Below are 18,366 nucleotides of genomic sequence, written 5' to 3'. Positions count from 1 at the left end.
CCAGAAAGGACATGATGAGCGAACAAGTTTCTGTTTCAAAATCTAATATTCGTGGTGCATTTGGTGCATTTTTTATTCCTGGTATGTACACTGCCTTATGGGCTGGGTTTGTACCATATTTAAAAGCGAAACTTAGCATCGGTGAGGATGTATTAGGTTCCATGATTTTGTTGCTCGGTGTAGGTTCTTGTTTATCCATGGCTATAGCTGGTAAACTTGTAGAAAGCTTTGGCTGTAAGCGAGTAGTTTTATTGGCTAGTTTTATCGGCATGTTGTCTCTGGCTATTGTTACTATGTGTTCTACAATTGTGACAACCACAATAGCATTATTTTTCTTTGGCATTGGCGTAGGCCTTAGTGGTGCTTCTGCCAATTTACAAGCTATTTTAACGGAAAAGGTAAGTAAAAAGCATTTAATGGGTGCTTATCACGGTGGGTGGAGCTTAGGTGGCTTTGCAGGTGCCGGTGTATTGCTTGTTCTCTTAAAAATCTTATCTTTACCTGTTAATGAAAGTATTTGGGGCCTTCTCATCATACTCTTTATTGCGATGATTGCGATTAGTCAATTTATGTTAACCTTTGGTCGTGATCCAAATGCAAAGGTTATGAAGAAGTCTAAAAGTCCGTTATCATTCCATCCAATTGCTATTATCTTTGGTCTCTTATCCTTTGTATCCTATTTGGTAGAAGGTGCGGTAGGGGACTGGAGTGCACTTTACTTATTTGAAGATAAAGGTATAGTTATTCAAGAAGCTGTCATGGGCGTTATGCTGTTTAATGGGACTATGTGTATTGGTCGCCTTCTTGGTAATACAATTGGTAAACATGTAACATCTAAACAAGTTGTTGTAGGTGGTTATCTACTAGGTGCTATTGCAATGGCACTCATCGTATTCCTACCTGGCCATGCGTCTATGTATACGTACTTATTATTAGGTATCTCATTAGCCATGGTTGTGCCAAATCTATTCTCTGCGATGGGGGAACAAAATGTAATTCCTATGACACAAGCAGTGGCTACATCTACCATGCTCGGTTATATGGGGATTTTGATGGGACCTGCATTGATTGGATTCATTGCTCATGGTACGAGTCTTACCATTGCATTCATCGTCTTGACTGTATTGCTTGTTATCAGTGCCGGCATTGGTAAATATGCATATTATTTAATGAATAAAAATTGTGGCATAGAAGAATAGTTTCTTCGTTTAAATGCTGCAAATAAAAAGAAGAGGGGCTACGATTCGTATGAATCGTAGCCCCTCTTAGTATGTTAGTAACCGATTAGCGGTCGCCGTTAAAGATGGAGTTTTTAACAAGAACGTAGTCTACTTTGCGGATAGCTTGTAGTGTTGTGCCACCAGCGTAGGAGATAGCGGATTGTAAATCTTGTTCCATTTCGATTAATGTATCGAAGATAGAGCCTTTGGAAGGAATGAAGATTTTTTTGCCTTCTACGTTTTTACGTTCCCCTTTTTGGAACTCAGAAGCGGAACCGAAGTATTCTTTTACAGCTTGGCCGTCAACAATTTTTTCTTCCCCTGGAGATTCTTGGTGACCAGCAAATAGGGAACCAATCATAACCATAGTAGCGCCAAAGCGAATGGATTTAGCGATGTCGCCGTGATCGCGAATGCCGCCGTCAGCGATGATAGGTTTTGTAGCTGCTTTTGCACACCAACGTACAGCTGCCAATTGCCAACCGCCAGTACCAAAGCCAGTTTTTAATTTTGTGATACAAACCTTACCAGGACCGATACCTACTTTTGTAGCATCAGCACCAGCATTTTCAAGTTCACGAACTGCTTCAGGAGTACCTACGTTACCAGCAATAACAAATGTTGTTGGTAAATTCTTTTTAATGTATTGAATCATGTCGATAACAGCATTAGAGTGACCATGTGCGATATCGATTGTGATATAATCAGGAATAAGATTAGCTTTTGCTAATTCATCAACTAATGCAAATTCTTCTTCCTTTACACCGATGGAAATAGAAGAATATAAGTTTTTTTCTTGCATGCGTTTTACAAAGTCAAGACGGCGTTCAGGTTGGAAACGATGCATGATATAGAAATAGCCTTTTTCTGCTAGTTTTTCAGCTAACTCTTCATCAATGATAGTTTGCATGTTTGCAGGAACTACAGGCAATTTAAATGTACGATTACCTAGTTTAACATGAGTATCACATTCGCTGCGGCTGTTTACGATACATTTATTAGGAATCAGTTGTACGTCTTCATAATCGAAGATGTTAGTTGTATTAATCATAGTTTCTATATCTCCTTTGAGGTATAATAAATTGAACCTGTACCATTATACTGAATTTGTTTTCAATTTTCAATACATTCCGAATATTAAAAACACTCATATAGTTATTATACAATTTTATAGGTAGCTTGTCTGTACATTTTCTCTATGTTCAGCCCATTATATACACATTATATTAATAGGAGGTTATTTTAATGGAGCATTCCAAGACACGCATGATAGCAGAAGCTGGTGTAGCTATTGCTATTGCACAAGTATTATCTTTTATTACACTTTTTCATATGCCACAAGGCGGTTCCATTAAGGCCGCATCCATGGTACCTCTCATGATTTTTGCATATCGCTGGGGTGGTGCACGCGGTATTTTGGCTGGCGTTGTATATGGCATACTTCATTTCTTGCTCGGTTTTAAATCATCTATCCATTATCTAAGCATCATCCTAGACTATCTTGTTGCTTACGGTGTTATTGGTGTGTGCGGGTATTTCAAGGACAATATGACAGGTCTTGTTAGCGGATCTATTGTTGCTATTGCGCTTCGTTGGTTTGCGTCCGTAACAAGTGGTGCCGTTGTATTTGCTAGTTATGCACCGCAAGGTCAAAATCCATGGATCTACTCTATGATTTATAATGCATCTTATATGGTGCCAGATGGAATTCTTAATATTGTTGTGTTGTTGTTTATTTACCAAGGGGTAAAAAGAGGGTTGAAACGCGGTGCTTAATTTAGGCGTAATTATTTTGGCGGGTGGCCTAAGTTCACGCATGGGATATCCTAAGGCTTTATTGCCTTGGACGAATGGTGAAAGCCTCATTTCTCATGCGTTGCGCAATGCATTAGAACATGATGCTAATGACATTCTCATTTCTATCGGTGACGATGAAAGTCTAGGTCAAGCCATCCAAGCTAACATTATCGACACATTGTCGAATAAAGAGAAAGAAAAAGTTTCTATCGTTCGGGATTCTGTCCCTCGAAGTGGTCCATTAGGCGGATTATATAGCACATTGGCCGTAGGCAAGAGTCATGCTTATGCGGTGTTAGCTGTAGATATGCCGTTTATGGATTTTAATTTATATTATGATTGGCTCTACCAAGTAGAGGGTGATGACTGGCGTGTTATTGTGCCTGTTGGTGAAAGTGGACGCTATGAGCCTATGGCGGGGATATATAAGCCATCCATTGCTCCATTATTGCAAACCACTTTAGCAGGAGAGGATGTATCTTTGCAGCATGCATTAAATATTGTAGGACCTGTGGTAACCATTGATGCAGGTGATTACGGTCATCATTTACGCAATGTGAATCATATAGAGGATTATAAGTGGGCCCGAGCAGAGGCCGTTAATGCTGATCGTCATGTTCCACTTATCAGCGTAGTTGCTGAAAAACGTAAGACTGGTAAAACTACGGTGGTAACGCGACTAATTAAGGAATTAGAACAAATTGGTTTCTCTGTAGGCGTTGTAAAAAGCGATAAACATGGCTTTCACATGGATTATGAAGGAACTGATACGGATCTTGCTATGAAAGCAGGCGCCACGGCTGTAGCCATTGCAGGTCCTACGGAAACGGCCATACGCATACGCACTGAAAAACAATCTAATCTGTATGATTTGGTACAGCAATTACCTGTAGATATTGTTATACTAGAAACGAGATCTCAAGGTATATTTCCGATTGTAGAGGTAACCAGAGAGGGGTATACAGAATCACTGATATCCAGTGATATAGAACGCGTAGAGACCATAGAGGTTACTAAATTAGATCAATGCATACCAACTTTGGTATGTCGAATACAAAGTATGATGAGGAATTTAGATGATAGCCGTTACTGTTGATGAAGCGCTTCATTTGTGGAATGAGGCTTTACGAGAACAACATCATAGCATCGAATCCATTGCCGTTGGCGACGCAAAAGGATGTGTGTTAGCCGAAGATGTTTTGGCACCTACCGATGTGCCCGCATTTCATAAATCCGCAATGGATGGGTATGCCTTAGCATATGATCCTAATTGTGATACCTATATCGTCGATGGTATCATCGGCGCTGGTGTTGTATGGGATAAGCCTGTAACGACTGGCCATGCTGTACGTATCATGACAGGTGCTCCTGTACCCAGTACTTGTGATACAGTTATCATGCAAGAACAGGTGAAAGGTACTGGTGAAGTAGGGGCTACAATTACTTTACAAGGTACGCAACAAAAGGGTAGCCATATTATCCCTCGTGGTGAAGAATGTTCCGCAGGGACCGTTGTCATACCAAAGGGGACAGAAATAACCTCTACGGTGCAGACAATTTTGATCGGCCTTGGTTGCATCGATGTGTCTGTGTATGCGATGCCACATATACTGGTTCTTACATCAGGCCATGAAGTTATTGAGCCAGGCGAACCATTAGCCGCTGGAAAAATCTACAATTCTAACCGCATGATGATTTGTAGCTTACTTGATGATTTAGGTTTTCGGCGCGTTACCCATTATCATGTGAGCGATGCACCGGATAGACTAGACGCAGAAATTGAACGCGTCCTTGAACTCAGTGAACAAGCAGATATCATCATCAGCTCAGGCGGAGTATCTGTAGGTATGTTTGATACAATGCCTCTTATATATGAAAAGTTAGGAGCTAAAACCTTATACGGTCGTATTCAAATGCGTCCGGGGGCGGCCTCCTATGGGGCCGTTACGCCTAAAGGACAACTTATCTTTGGTTTATCAGGTAATCCCGGTGCAGCCTTTAATGGTTGGCATCTATTAGTTGTTCCTACCTTGCGTAGATATAAAGGTATTAAAAATTGGTCCACCCCAGTACTTAATTGTGTAATGGATTGCGATCTATCTAAACGTAATGCCTTTGATCGCTACGTGCAAGGCAAGGTCATATTTGGTGATGGACAACCTCGTTTTGTGGCAAATCGTCACTTTAACAGTAGCAGCATGCTTGGATTATATACCGTTAATGCCTTAGCCTGCATTCCTCAAGGCGTACATGAGGTACATGAAGGAGATATATTTAAGGTATATTTGCTAGGCCTCTTACCAACAATATAATAAATTGCAAGGGACTCATGTATGAGTCCCTTTTTAAATTAGTACAGGCCTGTACTAATTTGTGGAACCATATGTATAGGCTTGTTACAAATAGAACAGGCGTGTACTAATTCTAGGACTGCATGTATAGGCTCATCGCAAATAGAACAGGCCTGTACTAATTCTAGGACTGCATGTATAGGCTCATCGCGAATAGAACAGGCCTGTACTAATTCTGAAACTATATGTATGGGCATGCTGCGAATACTACAGGCCTGTACTAATTTGTGGAACAGTATGTATCGGAATAGATATTAAAAGATATTATTGACCACAGTTAAATAAATATATGATAATGAAAACATCTCATAAGTTAGAAGAGATGCTTTTTGCATATGGAGCGGTTAAGATGCTATGGATTATTTCGATTATACCTATAAGCACAATTATATAGAGTTTAGCAGTAGTATATATAAGGTTGGTACTTATACTTACAATTGGCACGGGGGAACAGAGATTTTTATTCTCTTAAAGGGTCGTGTTGAGATGAGTTGTAATGATAAGGTTTTTACGATGGAACCTCTTGATGTTGTTATTATTTCTCCTCAAGTGGGTCATTCAACACTCGCTCTTGAAGAGGATGTGGTTGCCTTTGTTATTCAAGTAGGTAATGAATTTTATCAACAGTATGATTCGGATTTTGGCATGTATGAGTTTGTTATTCGTTCGGATGCGAGCACACGTCGTAATGAATTTTTTACGACATTACGCCATCATGCGGCCATGACGATGTTGTTAATGAATAAAGGTGAAAACCCAATTCATCGTATGTGGATAGAGCATCATTACTTGTCTTTAGCGGGGGATGTATTTAGAGAATTTGATCCAGTCAAAAAAATTCATGAAAATGCAAGACCTGGTGATATTAAACCGGCTACCTTTGATAAAATGATTGAGTATATTGACGAACATTACCAACAAAAGTTAGAACTAGAAGATATTGCGAGAATAGGTGGCTATAATGTGGCCTATACATCACAATTCTTTAAACGGCAAATGGGCATTTCTTTTGTGGACTATGTGTTGCGGTTGAGACTGCGAGATGCTACGACACAATTAACTAGTACGGATGAGGCTGTTGCAAGGATTGCAAGTAGTTGTGGATTTGCAGATATCAAGGCCTTTAATGTAGCTTTCAAAAAACATTTTCATATGACGCCAACAGAATATCGTAAGCAAGTGAAAGAAATTGGACGTAAAACAATGGTACAAAATTCGAAGGAAATTATTTCGGTTGAAAATCAAGATGTACTAGACCTATTACAATCCTTCTTGTCTTATGAAGATGATGCTAGAGCAAAGGCGGAGTTAGAGTACATGAGCCACAAGCTAGAATCATTGAAAGCGAAGCTTGCCGATGTTGTTAGCGAATTATAATTGCTATCTATAGTATGGTGTGGCAATGATGGAACTTTTGTTGTTCATGCAAAATATTTTTTGTAGCATATAGAAAAATTAGACCTGGGTGATTTTCTATATATTTAAAAATCATATATTTCTTAGAAGAGCATTACTATTGATAAGTAGTGCTCTTTTTATAGGAAAATCTATAGATTTTAGATTGTTCAAAATGAGAAAATAGTGATGATTCCATATGTTTTTTATGATTTTGCCTAAAAAATTACCTTTTAATATGGATAGTTATATCGACCAAAACGAGTAGAATATGATTCATCAGATAACAAACACGTATTGAGTTACTAATTTTGGGGGATATAATGACTCGTATTAAATTCATGGAAAATGTAGGTAAAGTTGCAACAGTTACAGCAGTAGCAATGTATGTATCTTATTTCCCACAAATTATGAACAACCTAGCTCATCCAGGCACAGGCGATTGGATCCAACCATTAGTAGCAGCTATCAACTGCACATTATGGGTAGCATATGGCTTGTTTAAAGAACATAGAGATATTCCAGTTGCATTGGCCAATGCACCAGGCATCTTCTTCGGTTTAGCAGCAGCTATTACAGCTCTTATGTAATTATCTACATAAGCGTTTCACATCGAGTTCTCTTTCGTGGGACTTGATGTGACTTAATCAATAAATAATCTTAAGATGCTGTTGACCATTTTTAATTATATATATCATAATAAATGCATCCCTTGGATTTATTAGGGATGCATTTTTATGTTAGAAGATGAGGTAATTATGGATTACTTTTACTATACATATAAACATAATCATATAGATTTCAGTAGCCATATATACAAGGTTAGTACCTATCATTACAATTGGCATGGAGAAACGGAAATTCTTATTTTGCTAAAGGGCCGTATCGAGATGAGTTGTAATAGTGAGGTTTTCACAATGGAACCTCTCGACTCTATCATTATTTCTCCTCAAGTGGGGCACGCTACGTTGGCATTAGAGCAGGATACGACGGCATTGGTTATTCATGTAGGTAAGGATTTCTTTCAACAATTTGATCCGAACTTTGGAATGTATCAATTTGTGATACGCTCTGATAAGTCTAATCGGCATAATCCGTTCTTTACCTCTTTACGACATCACGCAGCCATGATGATGTTGATTAAGTCTAATGGTGAAAGCCCCATTAATCAGATGTGGTTAGAACATCACCATTTAGCATTAGCCAGTGAGGTATATGATGAAATTGATGCGGTTAAGTCGATTCATGGTAAGCCTGTTGATATGACCGTAGCCACCTTTGATAAGATGATTGCCTATATAGATAAAAATTATCAGCAAAAGATTGAATTAGAAGATATTGCCCAAATTGGTGGCTATAATGTAAACTATACATCTCAGTTCTTTAAACGCCAATTAGGCGTTTCCTTTTTAGAGTATCTCTTGCGGATGAGGCTACGGGAGGCTACAGTTCGTTTAGCTAATTCTGATGATGGGGTTGCTCATATTGCAAGTAGTTGTGGCTTTGCAGATATTAAAGCCTTTAATGTTGCCTTTAAAAAGCACTTTCATACGACACCATCAGAATATCGTAAGCAAGCAAAAGAGTTAGGGCGTAAGACCAAATTACATGATTGGAAAGAGATTATATCTACACAAGAGGAAGATATTGTAGAACTACTACAATCTTGTTTGCCTTATGAACATGATTCTAGTTATAAGTTAAAGCTAGAGGAAGCGAATCAAAAATTACAAGTTGTTAGAGAACAGCTTGAATCTGTTGTTAAAAAATTACAATCCTAACCTTAATTAGTACAGCCATTGTAAATTGTTATAATTTTATGGTTTTGCGTTTTAAATTTAGGGAGATATACAATCATTAGGTATAGGTAATTTTGTATATACTAAAAATCCCAGTTCCTAAATATAAAAAGAGCACTGCTTTTCAATAAGTAGTGCTCTTTTTCGTGTTTATAGGTAGGTAAAATTATATATTTTATTACGTTAAAATTTACTTATATAGGTGATTCATTATGATTTTATAGGGACTTCACTCTCAAAAATCAACTTGTATATTGGATAGTTATATCCTGAAAAAAGAGTACAATGAAATCATCGAAAGGAGCTAAGGTTCCGATACAAAATAAATGCTAAGTTTTAAATAATGAAGTCCTGTTGGAGGTTTACGATGAGTACGAAAGAACAACAAGTACAAGAGATGACAAATGTCATTGCTAAGTTCATTGCTTATATGGCAAAGAAATTACCTGATGATGTGGAAGCTAAAATTAAAGAATTGGCAGCCGATGAAAAGAATCCATTAGCTAAAACAATTTATGAAACGATGCATAAAAATATGGACCTTGCGTATGAATTGAATCGTCCTTCTTGCCAAGATACAGGAGTATTGCAATTCTGGGTGAAGGTTGGTTCTAATTATCCATTAATTGGTGAACTTGAAGAAATCTTGCGCAATGCCACATATCAAGCTACGCAAGATGCGCCACTTCGTCATAACTGTGTAGAAACATTTGATGAATTCAATACTGGTAAAAATATTGGTCGCACTGCACCTTACATTACATGGGATATCGTACCTGATCGTGATGATGTAGAAATTTTCCCATATATGGCTGGTGGCGGTTGCTCCTTGCCAGGATCTGGTAAAACATTGATGCCAGGCGAAGGTTATGAAGGGGTAGCTAAATTCGTATTGGACTTGATGACAAGTTATGGTTTGAATGCATGTCCTCCATTATTGGTTGGTGTAGGTATTGCTACATCCATCGATACAGCAGCAACTATGTCTAAAAAAGCGTTGATGCGCCCTGTATCCTCCAAAGCAGATAATGAAAAAGCAGCGTACATGGAACAATTACTTGAAGACGGTATTAACGCATTGCACCTTGGACCTCAAGGTATGGGTGGTGACAAATCCGTAATGGGCGTAAATATCGAACATGGTTCTCGTCATCCATCTGTAATTTCCGTAGCTGTAAACGTTGGTTGTTGGAACCATCGTCGCGGTCATGTAGTATTTGATAAAGACGGTAAGTACGAAATTTTATCTCACAAAGGAGTGACATTCTAATGGCTAAACATATTTTGACTACACCAATTCAAGCATCTGATCTTAAAGGAATTAAAGCAGGGGATATTATTTACTTAAATGGTCATATCACAACATGCCGTGATGTTGCTCATCGTCGTCTCGTCGAATATGGACGGGAGTTACCAGTAGATGTTCGCAACGGTGCTATCCTACATGCAGGTCCAATCGTACGCGATCATGGTGATGATAAATTTGAAATGATTTCCGTAGGTCCTACTACATCTATGCGTATGGAAAAATTCGAGTACGAATTTGTAAAACAAACTGGTGTACGCCTTATCGTTGGTAAAGGTGGCATGGGTCCTGAAACAACTCGTGCATGTAAAGATTTTGGTGCTCTTCACTGTGTATTCCCAGCAGGTAATGCCGTACTTGCTGCTACAGAAGTAGAAGAAATCGAATCTGCGAACTGGCGTGAACTCGGTATGCCTGAAACCTTGTGGACTTGCCGTGTAAAAGAATTTGGTCCGCTCATCGTATCCATCGATGCGGAAGGGAATAACTACTTTGAAAATAAAAAAGTAGAATACAATGCGAAAAAAGATGAAGTGTTAGAAGAGATTTATAAACACGTAAGCTTCATTAAATAATCTCATTGTGAGTTTTAACTACATAAGAGGATTATACGGTTTTGGTACAATCCTCTTTTTTGTACCCTTTTTTAGGGATATTACACGTATTGGGAGGTATGTATGGATACGAGTGTAATGATAACTCTTGGCTTCTTGGTATTTGCCATCGTCATGTTTGCATGGGAGAAAATTCCATTATCTATTACTGCTATGGTTGTAGCAGTAGGTTTGCACTTAAGTGGAGTCTTATCCGCTAAAGAAGCATTCGCCGGTTTTGTAGATCCAAATGTCTTACTATTTATGGGCATGTTTGTTATTGGTGAAGCCTTCTTTGCAACTGGTGTAGCAGTGGGGGTAGGTAATGTAGTTCATAAGTTTGCCAAAACCGAAACGTCTTTGCTCGTTGCAATTATGATGATTACAGGTATATTATCTGGCTTCTTATCTAATACTGGTACAGCTGCTGTACTGATTCCTGTAATTATTGGTATTTGTAAAAAAAGTGGTTTTAAACAAACTAAATTATTGATGCCTCTTGTATTTGCCGCAGCTATGGGTGGTAATATTTCACTTATCGGCGCTCCTGGCAATATGATTGCACAAGCGGGCTTACAACAAGCGGGCCTAGGCTCTTTTGGTTTCTTTGATTATGGTCTAGTAGGTTTGCCAATTCTTATTGTTGGTACTATTTTCTATGCTACAATTGGTAAACGTTTCTTACCGGATGCTCCAAGTCATCAACCAGATGGTGCCTTTGAAAACAATGAAGATTATAGCCATGTACCGTCTTGGAAAAAATGGACTTCAGCACTTGTATTGATTTTGACCGTTGGTGCTATGATCTTTGAAAAACAATTAGGTGTAAAACTTTATGTGAGTGCCTGGGTAGGTGCTCTTGTATTAGTAGCTACAAATGTTATTAGTGAAACAGCAGCTGTAAAATCTATCGATATGAAAACAATCATGCTCTTCGCTGGCTCTATGGCCCTTGGGGACGCAATGGTTAAAACAGGTACTGGTTCTGTAATTGCAGATATTATCGTAAATAGCCTTGGTGCTAGTCCATCTCCAATTGTTGTTCTAGTAGTAATCTTTGTGCTTGGTGTGTTCATGACGAACTTCATGTCTAATACTGCTACCTGTGCATTATTGGTACCAATCGGTCTTAGCTTAGCATCTCAATTGGGATTCGATCCAAAAGCGGTGCTTGCAGCTATCGTAATCGCTAGCTCCTTAGCGTATGCTACCCCAATTGGTATGCCTGCGAATACTATGGTATATAATATAGCTGGTTATAGCTTCATGGACTATGTGAAAGCTGGTTTACCACTCATTGTCGTGTCTAGTATTGTAGCATTAGTATTATTGCCAATCCTATTCCCGTTCTAATATGTACAAAGTAATTTTATATAGTAAGTGATATTAAACCGTCACCGTTGGTGGCGGTTTTATTTTGTTGAACTCCTTAGACTATGTGTGCCTTAGCCTATTGATTAGAAAAAGCAATATACATATAAGTAAGAAATGATTAGACATAATCCATACTTTCACATATAATAGAAAAAGTAACGAGTGTACAAATATACATTCACAGTAGACAAAACAGGTGGATATGAGGAGGAATTATGCTTACCGATATTGAAATAGCTCAACAAAATAAGATGGAAAAAATTCAGGTTATTGCTGATAAATGTGGTCTTACACCTGATGATATAGAGCAATATGGTCATTATAAGGCAAAAATTTCCTTTGATGCCATTAAGCGTTTAGAAAATAAAAAAGACGGGAAATTAGTTCTCGTTACGGCTATTACACCAACGCCAGCAGGAGAAGGTAAATCTACGACCTCTATTGGTTTGGTGCAAGCATTAAATAAAATTGGTAAGAAGGCTATCGCCGCACTTCGCGAGCCATCCTTGGGACCTGTGTTCGGTATCAAGGGCGGCGCTGCTGGTGGCGGTTATGCCCAAGTAGTACCGATGGATGATATTAACCTACATTTTACGGGCGATATGCACGCCATTACAGCGGCAAATAATTTGTTGTCCGCTATGATTGATAACCACATCCACCAAGGTAATGAACTAGAAATCGATTTGCGTCAAATTTCTTGGACTCGTGTTCTCGATATGAATGATCGTGCATTGCGCAATGTAACTGTCGCATTGGGGGGCAAGGTATGTGGTTTCCCTCGGGAAGATCATTTTATGATTACCGTTGCCTCTGAAATCATGGCCATTTTATGTTTGGCTACCGATTTAGAAGATTTGAAAGCGCGTTTTGGTCGCATCGTCATCGGCCCAAATCTTAAAGGTGAACCGGTATATGTACATCAACTCGGATGTGAAGGTGCGATGGCACTTCTTATGAAAGATGCTATTAAACCAAATCTTGTACAAACATTGGAACATACGCCTGCCATTGTTCATGGCGGTCCATTTGCCAATATTGCACATGGTTGTAACTCCGTGGTGGCTACAAAACTCGGCATGAAACTAGGTGATATCGTGGTGACAGAAGCTGGATTCGGCGCTGATCTAGGGGCAGAAAAGTTCCTCGACATTAAATGCCGTTATGGCAATATCTTCCCAAATGCTGTTGTTATCGTCGCTACATTGCGCGCTCTTAAAATGCATGGCGGCGTGTCAAAACAAGAATTAAATACAGAAAACGTAGAGGCTGTAACAAAGGGCTTTAGCAATTTGCGTAAAGCTATTGAAAATATGCGCTTCTTTGGTGTACCTGTTATGGTTGCCATCAATAAATTCGTTACCGATACGGATGCAGAAATTGCGGAGTTAACTCGTTTGTGCAATGACTATGGCGTGCCTGTAGAGCTCAATGAATGTTGGGAAAAAGGTGGCGAAGGCGGTATCGATATGGCTAAACGCGTTGTGGAACTCGTGGAAGGCAGCGAACCAACACCTAAATTCGTATATGAATTAACAGATAGTATTGAAGATAAAATTAGTAAAATCGTTCGCACTATTTACGGCGGTGATGGCGTTACATTTGGGGCAAAGGCGAAAAAACAAATCGCTCAATTAAAAGACTGGGGCCTTGATAATCTACCTGTTTGTATGGCAAAAACGCAATATTCCTTGTCCGATAACCCAGCTCTATTAGGAGCACCAACAGGCTTTACAATCAATGTAACGGATATTCGCGTTGCTAATGGTGCAGGATTCCTCGTATGCCGCACAGGTGATGTTATGGTTATGCCAGGTTTACCTAAACGTCCTGCTGCACTTAACATGGATATTGATGCGGACGGCACTATTAAAGGCTTATTCTAATAATATAGTATTGTAATCGACATAGTATTTTTATTGACATAGTATACAGAGGGGGCGATGGCCCCTTTTGTTATTGAGGAGTATATATGGATTTATTGACGAGTACTGTAAAAGATTTTGTAGAGGCAACCGCTTCAAAGGAGCCAACTCCAGGTGGCGGTGCTATTGCAGCATTGACGGCCGCCACAGGGGCAGCGTTAGCTGAAATGGTAGCGAATTTAACCTTTGATAAAAAAGGGTACGAAGATGTGCAAGAGGAGATGCATCTTTTACAACAAAAAGCAGAGTTTATTCGAGAGAAAGCGCTTTCACTAGCACAAGCAGATGCTAATGTATTTAATTTGTTTATGGATGCCTTGGCATTGCCAAAAAATACGGATGAAGAAAAATTAGCGCGTACTGCTGCGATTCAACAGGCTTATAAGGATGCGGCTAATGTACCTTTAGAAATAGGCATGATTAGTTATGAAATATTTGATCTTGCCTATGTTGCGGCTACGAAGGGCAACCAAAATCTCATTACCGATGGTATTATTGCAGCTATTAATGCAAGAGCTGCGGTAAAGGCAGCCTTTTTAAATGTGCGTATCAATATAGCTGGCATTAAGGATGAAAGCTATGTAGCTGATTTGAAAGCGCAAATGAATCAAATAGAATCTGAACTAGACGAAAAGGAAGCATCCGTTTTAGCCTTGTACAAATAAATGGACGATAACATACTTTTACACTAAGAATGTTCGGGAAAAAATAAAATAGAAAGCCTTAGAAAATAAAATTTCTAAGGTTTTTCTTTTTCTATTGTTAAAATCCGAATAATAACGTAAAATATAAGTGTAATGTTTGTAGTTTAGAAAACAGGAGACCATTATGTCAGAACAAAACAATACTGTTGACTCTATGTTGCCAATACCTAAGCTGTTTGCCTACGGTTTACAACACGTATTAGCAATGTATGCCGGTGCTGTAGCGGTACCAATCATTATTGCGCAAGCTATGCATTTGCCTGTAGAGGATTTAATCCGACTTATTACAGCGGACTTATTTACTTGCGGTATTGCCACACTTATTCAAACAATAGGGTTTGGTAATATTGGTGGTCGAATCCCGATGATTCAAGGCGTAACCTTTGCCTCTGTTGGTCCGATGGCCATGATCGGTGCTCAACATGGCATGACCGCTATTTACGGTGCCATCATCATAGCCGGTATTTTTACATTCTTAGTGGCACCGTTTTTTAGTCGTTTGATTCGTTTGTTCCCACCGGTTGTAACAGGTACCATTATTACAATCATTGGTATTAACCTTATGCCAGTTGCCGTCAACTGGATGGGTGGCGGTGTAGGTAATCCGCAGTTTGGTAGTCTTACTAACATAGGACTCGGGTTCCTTACATTCTTAATCGTTATTTTTACTTATAAATTTGCCAAAGGTTTTCTTGGTAATCTTTCCGTTTTAATTGGTCTTATTGGTGGTACGGCTATTGCCTTTGCCATGGGGGTAGCTAATTTTGCTGAGGTAGGCAAAGCTCATTGGGTGGCTATGATTGAACCTTTCTACTTTGGTATGCCTACATTTGATTGGGCATCCGTATTTTCCATGGTAGTCGTTATGCTCGTTGTTATGGTTGAAACAACTGGCGATAGTATTGCTATCGGTGAGATTGTAGATAAAAAAATCGATCGTAAGGAATTGGCATCCATTATCCGTGCCGATGGTCTTTCCACTGTTATTGGTGGTATTCTTAATAGTTTCCCATATACAGCATTTGCTCAAAACGTTGGTCTTATCGCTGTAACACGCGTTAAAAGTCGTTTTGTAGTAGCTGCATCTGGTATAATCTTAATTCTATTAGGTTTATTCCCTAAATTGGCGGCTGTTGTAGCAAGCATTCCAAATGCAGTGCTCGGCGGTGCTGGTATTGCTATGTTTGGTATGATTATTGCTAGCGGTATCCGTTCGCTTGGTAAAGTTAATTTTGAGGGTAATCAAAACTTGATGCTCGTTGCTATTAGTATTGGCGTATCCATGATTCCTATTGCGGCACCAACATTCTATGCACATTTCCCTGCATGGGCTCAAATTATTTTGAAATCTGGTATTACCTTTGGTAGTATCATGGCCATCCTCCTTAACTTATTGCTCAATGGCGTGAATAAGGGCGATGAATTTAAAGAAATGGGCCGTCGTTAATCGGCTTTCACCATTATTAATATTAAGAACTCTACTCATCATGGGTAGGGTTCTTTTTTTGAAAGTAATAATCTTGAAATAGTGACTAAACTCACAGGGGGTACACCTATATACTATGGTATAATAAATTGATAAATTTAGATGATTTATTCCCATAAGAAGGGAAGGAGTTTATGGCTGAAGGTAAGATTATTGCCATCTCGATTAGCGAGAAAAAAGGGCAAAAGAAACATAATATTGAATCTGCTAATCTCATCGTAGATTACGGCATGGAAGGCGATGCACACGCAGGTAATTGGCATCGTCAAATTAGTTTGCTCGGCATTAAAAGTATTGAGCATATGCGCGATAAAGGGGCTGATGTAAAGCCTGGAGATTTTGCTGAGAATATCACCGTTGAAGGCATTGTATTGTATGAGTTGCCGGTAGGAACTAAACTGCAATTAGGCCATGAGGTATTGCTTGAGGTAACACAAATCGGTAAAGAGTGCCATCACGGCTGTGAAATTATGAAACAAGTTGGATCATGTATTATGCCTACGCAAGGAATTTTTGGTAAAGTTCTAAAAAATGGTACAATTAATATAGGTGATGAAGTATCGATTATTAAATAATGTTGTAAATGAGGTGTACTATGAAGGATGCATGGGGCCGAACAATTGAATATGTACGTCTGTCGTTGACGGACGCGTGCAATTTTTGCTGCCCTTATTGCCGACCAGCAGAGATTACACCACAAAGCCAACATCAACTACTATCTGTGGATGAATGGATGACTATTTTAGGAGCATTTCATCAAGTGGGGGTGAAAGCTGTACGCCTTACTGGTGGTGAGCCGTTATTATATCCTCATATTGAAGAGTTATTAGCACGTATCAAGCAGACCGGATGGTTTGAAGATATATCCATGACTACTAATGGTAGTTTATTGGCACCTAGAGCTACTAAATTAAAAGAACTTGGCTTAAATCGTGTAAATATTAGCCTTGATTCCCTTGATAGCGATGCCTTTGCTCTATGTGTGGGCAAAGCTAACCAGCTAGATTCCGTTCTAAATGGTATTCAAAGTGCTATTGATGCTGGTTTTACTTCTGTTAAAATCAATACTGTCCTTTCACGTCACTGGACTGATGATGAAGTTCATGATTTGCTAACGTATGTAGAAACTTGGCCGGTGATTTGGCGTTTTATCGAGTATATGCCATTTCAAGGCGATGCGTTTCATGGGCCGACTTTTGATGAATGGAAGGCTCAATTAGAACGCGTCAGTGGTGGTATCCTCACTGAAAATCACGATGTATACGGCTTTGGACCTGCCACGTATTATAATTTACCGAGTGGTAAGGAGATTGGTTTTATCTTCTCCATGTCTCATAGTTATTGTGATACATGTAATCGCGTTCGCCTTACCTCAGATGGTCAAATGCGACTCTGCCTTCTACGTGATGATGAGGCCGATTTAGTGTCTCTTGTACGTCGAGGTTTAAGTGAAACTGAACTCGCTAGTCATATTGAATGGGCACTACAACGTAAACAAGAACGTCATGATGGTGTTACTATGGATCAACCAGAACGCCCTATGTGGCGCATTGGAGGATAGTATGGGATTCTTTGATTTTCTGAAACCGAGAAATAAAGAGTTTGTCGAATCCTGTTGGCCTGGTGGTAAAATGTTACAAGTCCACATGGAATACGATACACAAAAACTTATATTTACCTATATAGGCCGTTATGGATTACAATTTAGCGTGCCTAAGACTGATGTAACAGACATTATTGTGAAAGAAGTGAGTCGTACCCATAGCGTCATTCAAATTTACCGCGGCGATGTATGTGTGGGTACCACGGATATCATCCCTACAGAGGCTTGTGAAACGATAAAGAATTGGATGCTAGAATTCTAATATCCTATGCATATAGATATGGTATAAATCAAATTGATATATTTTATGGGAATGTAATAAATATTCTTTACATTCCTATAAAATAAGCATATAATAATTCATGTCATGGACCACTAGCTCAGCTGGCAGAGCACCTGACTCTTAATCAGGGTGTCCAGGGTTCGAACCCCTGGTGGTCCACCAAAATAAACCCGCACTGTTGTGCGGGTTTTTCTTATTTTATTGTCTTTAGACTGGTTCGCGACGTAGTCGCGAATCATAAAACCACCCGCTATGCGGGTGCGGCAACGAAAGTTATACAAAAAAATCACCTTGCTTAAGTATAATGTAGGTGTTCAAGCCGCATTATATACAAAAGAAAGGTGATTTTATATGGCAACAAAGACACAGAGCCTTGCGCACACAAAATGGTTATGCAAATACCACATAGTATTTACACCTAAGTATAGACGTAAAGTTATATATAATCAATACAGAAATAGTTTACGTGAAATACTGAGACGTTTATGTGAATATAAGGGCGTCAAGATTATAGAGGGGGAGCTTATGGC

Annotated in this window: 18 protein-coding genes and 1 tRNA gene; 18 read left to right on the top strand and 1 reads right to left on the bottom strand. The window is 39.1% G+C overall.

What is annotated here, in order from left to right:
• Nucleotides 1-14 precede the first annotated feature (14 nt).
• The gene (locus HMPREF1504_RS04425) at nucleotides 15-1,199 is read left to right on the top strand and encodes an MFS transporter (RefSeq protein WP_038123744.1); all 1,185 of its coding nucleotides are present in this window, start codon (nucleotides 15-17) and stop codon (nucleotides 1,197-1,199) included.
• A gap of 85 nt (nucleotides 1,200-1,284) precedes the next feature.
• Here the strand turns inward: HMPREF1504_RS04425 and HMPREF1504_RS04420 are convergent, their stop codons facing one another.
• Nucleotides 1,285-2,271: a GMP reductase gene (locus HMPREF1504_RS04420; protein ID WP_005380589.1), complete on the bottom strand. Its 987-nt coding sequence runs from the start codon at nucleotides 2,269-2,271 to the stop codon at nucleotides 1,285-1,287.
• 194 nt (nucleotides 2,272-2,465) lie between these two features.
• On the opposite strand from HMPREF1504_RS04420, the gene thiT reads away from it, so the two are divergent.
• The 17 genes from thiT to tnpA all read left to right on the top strand — a co-directional run.
• Nucleotides 2,466-2,996, top strand: a complete 531-nt coding sequence (gene thiT, locus HMPREF1504_RS04415) for an energy-coupled thiamine transporter ThiT (RefSeq protein WP_005380713.1) — start codon at nucleotides 2,466-2,468, stop codon at nucleotides 2,994-2,996.
• The gene (locus HMPREF1504_RS04410; RefSeq protein WP_038123741.1) at nucleotides 2,989-4,113 is read left to right on the top strand and encodes a molybdopterin-guanine dinucleotide biosynthesis protein MobB; all 1,125 of its coding nucleotides are present in this window, start codon (nucleotides 2,989-2,991) and stop codon (nucleotides 4,111-4,113) included. Before thiT ends, HMPREF1504_RS04410 begins: the two co-directional genes overlap by 8 nt.
• Nucleotides 4,094-5,329, top strand: coding sequence for a molybdopterin molybdotransferase MoeA (locus HMPREF1504_RS04405; protein ID WP_038123737.1), 1,236 nt, complete (start codon nucleotides 4,094-4,096; stop codon nucleotides 5,327-5,329). Before HMPREF1504_RS04410 ends, HMPREF1504_RS04405 begins: the two co-directional genes overlap by 20 nt.
• A gap of 393 nt (nucleotides 5,330-5,722) precedes the next feature.
• The gene (locus HMPREF1504_RS04400) at nucleotides 5,723-6,745 is read left to right on the top strand and encodes an AraC family transcriptional regulator (RefSeq protein WP_038123736.1); all 1,023 of its coding nucleotides are present in this window, start codon (nucleotides 5,723-5,725) and stop codon (nucleotides 6,743-6,745) included.
• Between the two features lie 341 nt (nucleotides 6,746-7,086).
• Entirely contained in the window at nucleotides 7,087-7,353 is a 267-nt protein-coding gene (locus HMPREF1504_RS04395; protein WP_005377360.1) for a membrane protein, read from the top strand.
• Nucleotides 7,354-7,521: 168 nt separating this feature from the next.
• Nucleotides 7,522-8,544: an AraC family transcriptional regulator gene (locus HMPREF1504_RS04390; RefSeq protein WP_038123898.1), complete on the top strand. Its 1,023-nt coding sequence runs from the start codon at nucleotides 7,522-7,524 to the stop codon at nucleotides 8,542-8,544.
• A 385-nt stretch (nucleotides 8,545-8,929) separates the two neighbouring features.
• Nucleotides 8,930-9,832 (top strand): L(+)-tartrate dehydratase subunit alpha, encoded by a 903-nt coding sequence (gene ttdA, locus HMPREF1504_RS04385; protein WP_005377388.1) that lies wholly within the window; start codon nucleotides 8,930-8,932, stop codon nucleotides 9,830-9,832.
• Nucleotides 9,832-10,443: a L(+)-tartrate dehydratase subunit beta gene (gene ttdB / locus HMPREF1504_RS04380; protein ID WP_005377424.1), complete on the top strand. Its 612-nt coding sequence runs from the start codon at nucleotides 9,832-9,834 to the stop codon at nucleotides 10,441-10,443. The genes ttdA and ttdB overlap by 1 nt, the downstream gene beginning before the upstream one ends.
• A 102-nt stretch (nucleotides 10,444-10,545) precedes the next feature.
• Nucleotides 10,546-11,814: an SLC13 family permease gene (locus HMPREF1504_RS04375; protein ID WP_038123735.1), complete on the top strand. Its 1,269-nt coding sequence runs from the start codon at nucleotides 10,546-10,548 to the stop codon at nucleotides 11,812-11,814.
• A gap of 236 nt (nucleotides 11,815-12,050) precedes the next feature.
• Nucleotides 12,051-13,721: a formate--tetrahydrofolate ligase gene (locus HMPREF1504_RS04370; protein ID WP_038123734.1), complete on the top strand. Its 1,671-nt coding sequence runs from the start codon at nucleotides 12,051-12,053 to the stop codon at nucleotides 13,719-13,721.
• Nucleotides 13,722-13,807: 86 nt separating this feature from the next.
• Nucleotides 13,808-14,425, top strand: coding sequence for a cyclodeaminase/cyclohydrolase family protein (locus HMPREF1504_RS04365; protein WP_038123732.1), 618 nt, complete (start codon nucleotides 13,808-13,810; stop codon nucleotides 14,423-14,425).
• Between the two features lie 163 nt (nucleotides 14,426-14,588).
• Entirely contained in the window at nucleotides 14,589-15,911 is a 1,323-nt protein-coding gene (locus HMPREF1504_RS04360; protein ID WP_038123730.1) for a nucleobase:cation symporter-2 family protein, read from the top strand.
• A 173-nt stretch (nucleotides 15,912-16,084) separates the two neighbouring features.
• The gene (locus HMPREF1504_RS04355; protein ID WP_038123725.1) at nucleotides 16,085-16,525 is read left to right on the top strand and encodes an MOSC domain-containing protein; all 441 of its coding nucleotides are present in this window, start codon (nucleotides 16,085-16,087) and stop codon (nucleotides 16,523-16,525) included.
• Nucleotides 16,526-16,545: 20 nt separating this feature from the next.
• On the top strand, nucleotides 16,546-17,511 hold the full coding sequence (gene moaA, locus HMPREF1504_RS04350) for a GTP 3',8-cyclase MoaA (protein WP_005380654.1): 966 nt from the start codon (nucleotides 16,546-16,548) through the stop codon (nucleotides 17,509-17,511).
• 1 nt (nucleotide 17,512) lies between these two features.
• The gene (locus tag HMPREF1504_RS04345) at nucleotides 17,513-17,815 is read left to right on the top strand and encodes a hypothetical protein (protein WP_005377339.1); all 303 of its coding nucleotides are present in this window, start codon (nucleotides 17,513-17,515) and stop codon (nucleotides 17,813-17,815) included.
• A 107-nt stretch (nucleotides 17,816-17,922) separates the two neighbouring features.
• Nucleotides 17,923-17,998: transfer RNA gene (locus tag HMPREF1504_RS04340), tRNA-Lys, on the top strand.
• 189 nt (nucleotides 17,999-18,187) lie between these two features.
• A partial coding sequence (gene tnpA, locus HMPREF1504_RS04335) for an IS200/IS605 family transposase (RefSeq protein ID WP_038123723.1) occupies nucleotides 18,188-18,366 on the top strand: 179 nt, incomplete at its 3' end.

The sequence above is a fragment of the Veillonella sp. ICM51a genome (genome assembly GCF_000524355.1).
GTDB lineage: Bacteria > Bacillota > Negativicutes > Veillonellales > Veillonellaceae > Veillonella > Veillonella atypica.
Note: the sequence above shows the minus strand (reverse complement) of the source record. Positions and strands in the feature narration are given on the sequence as shown.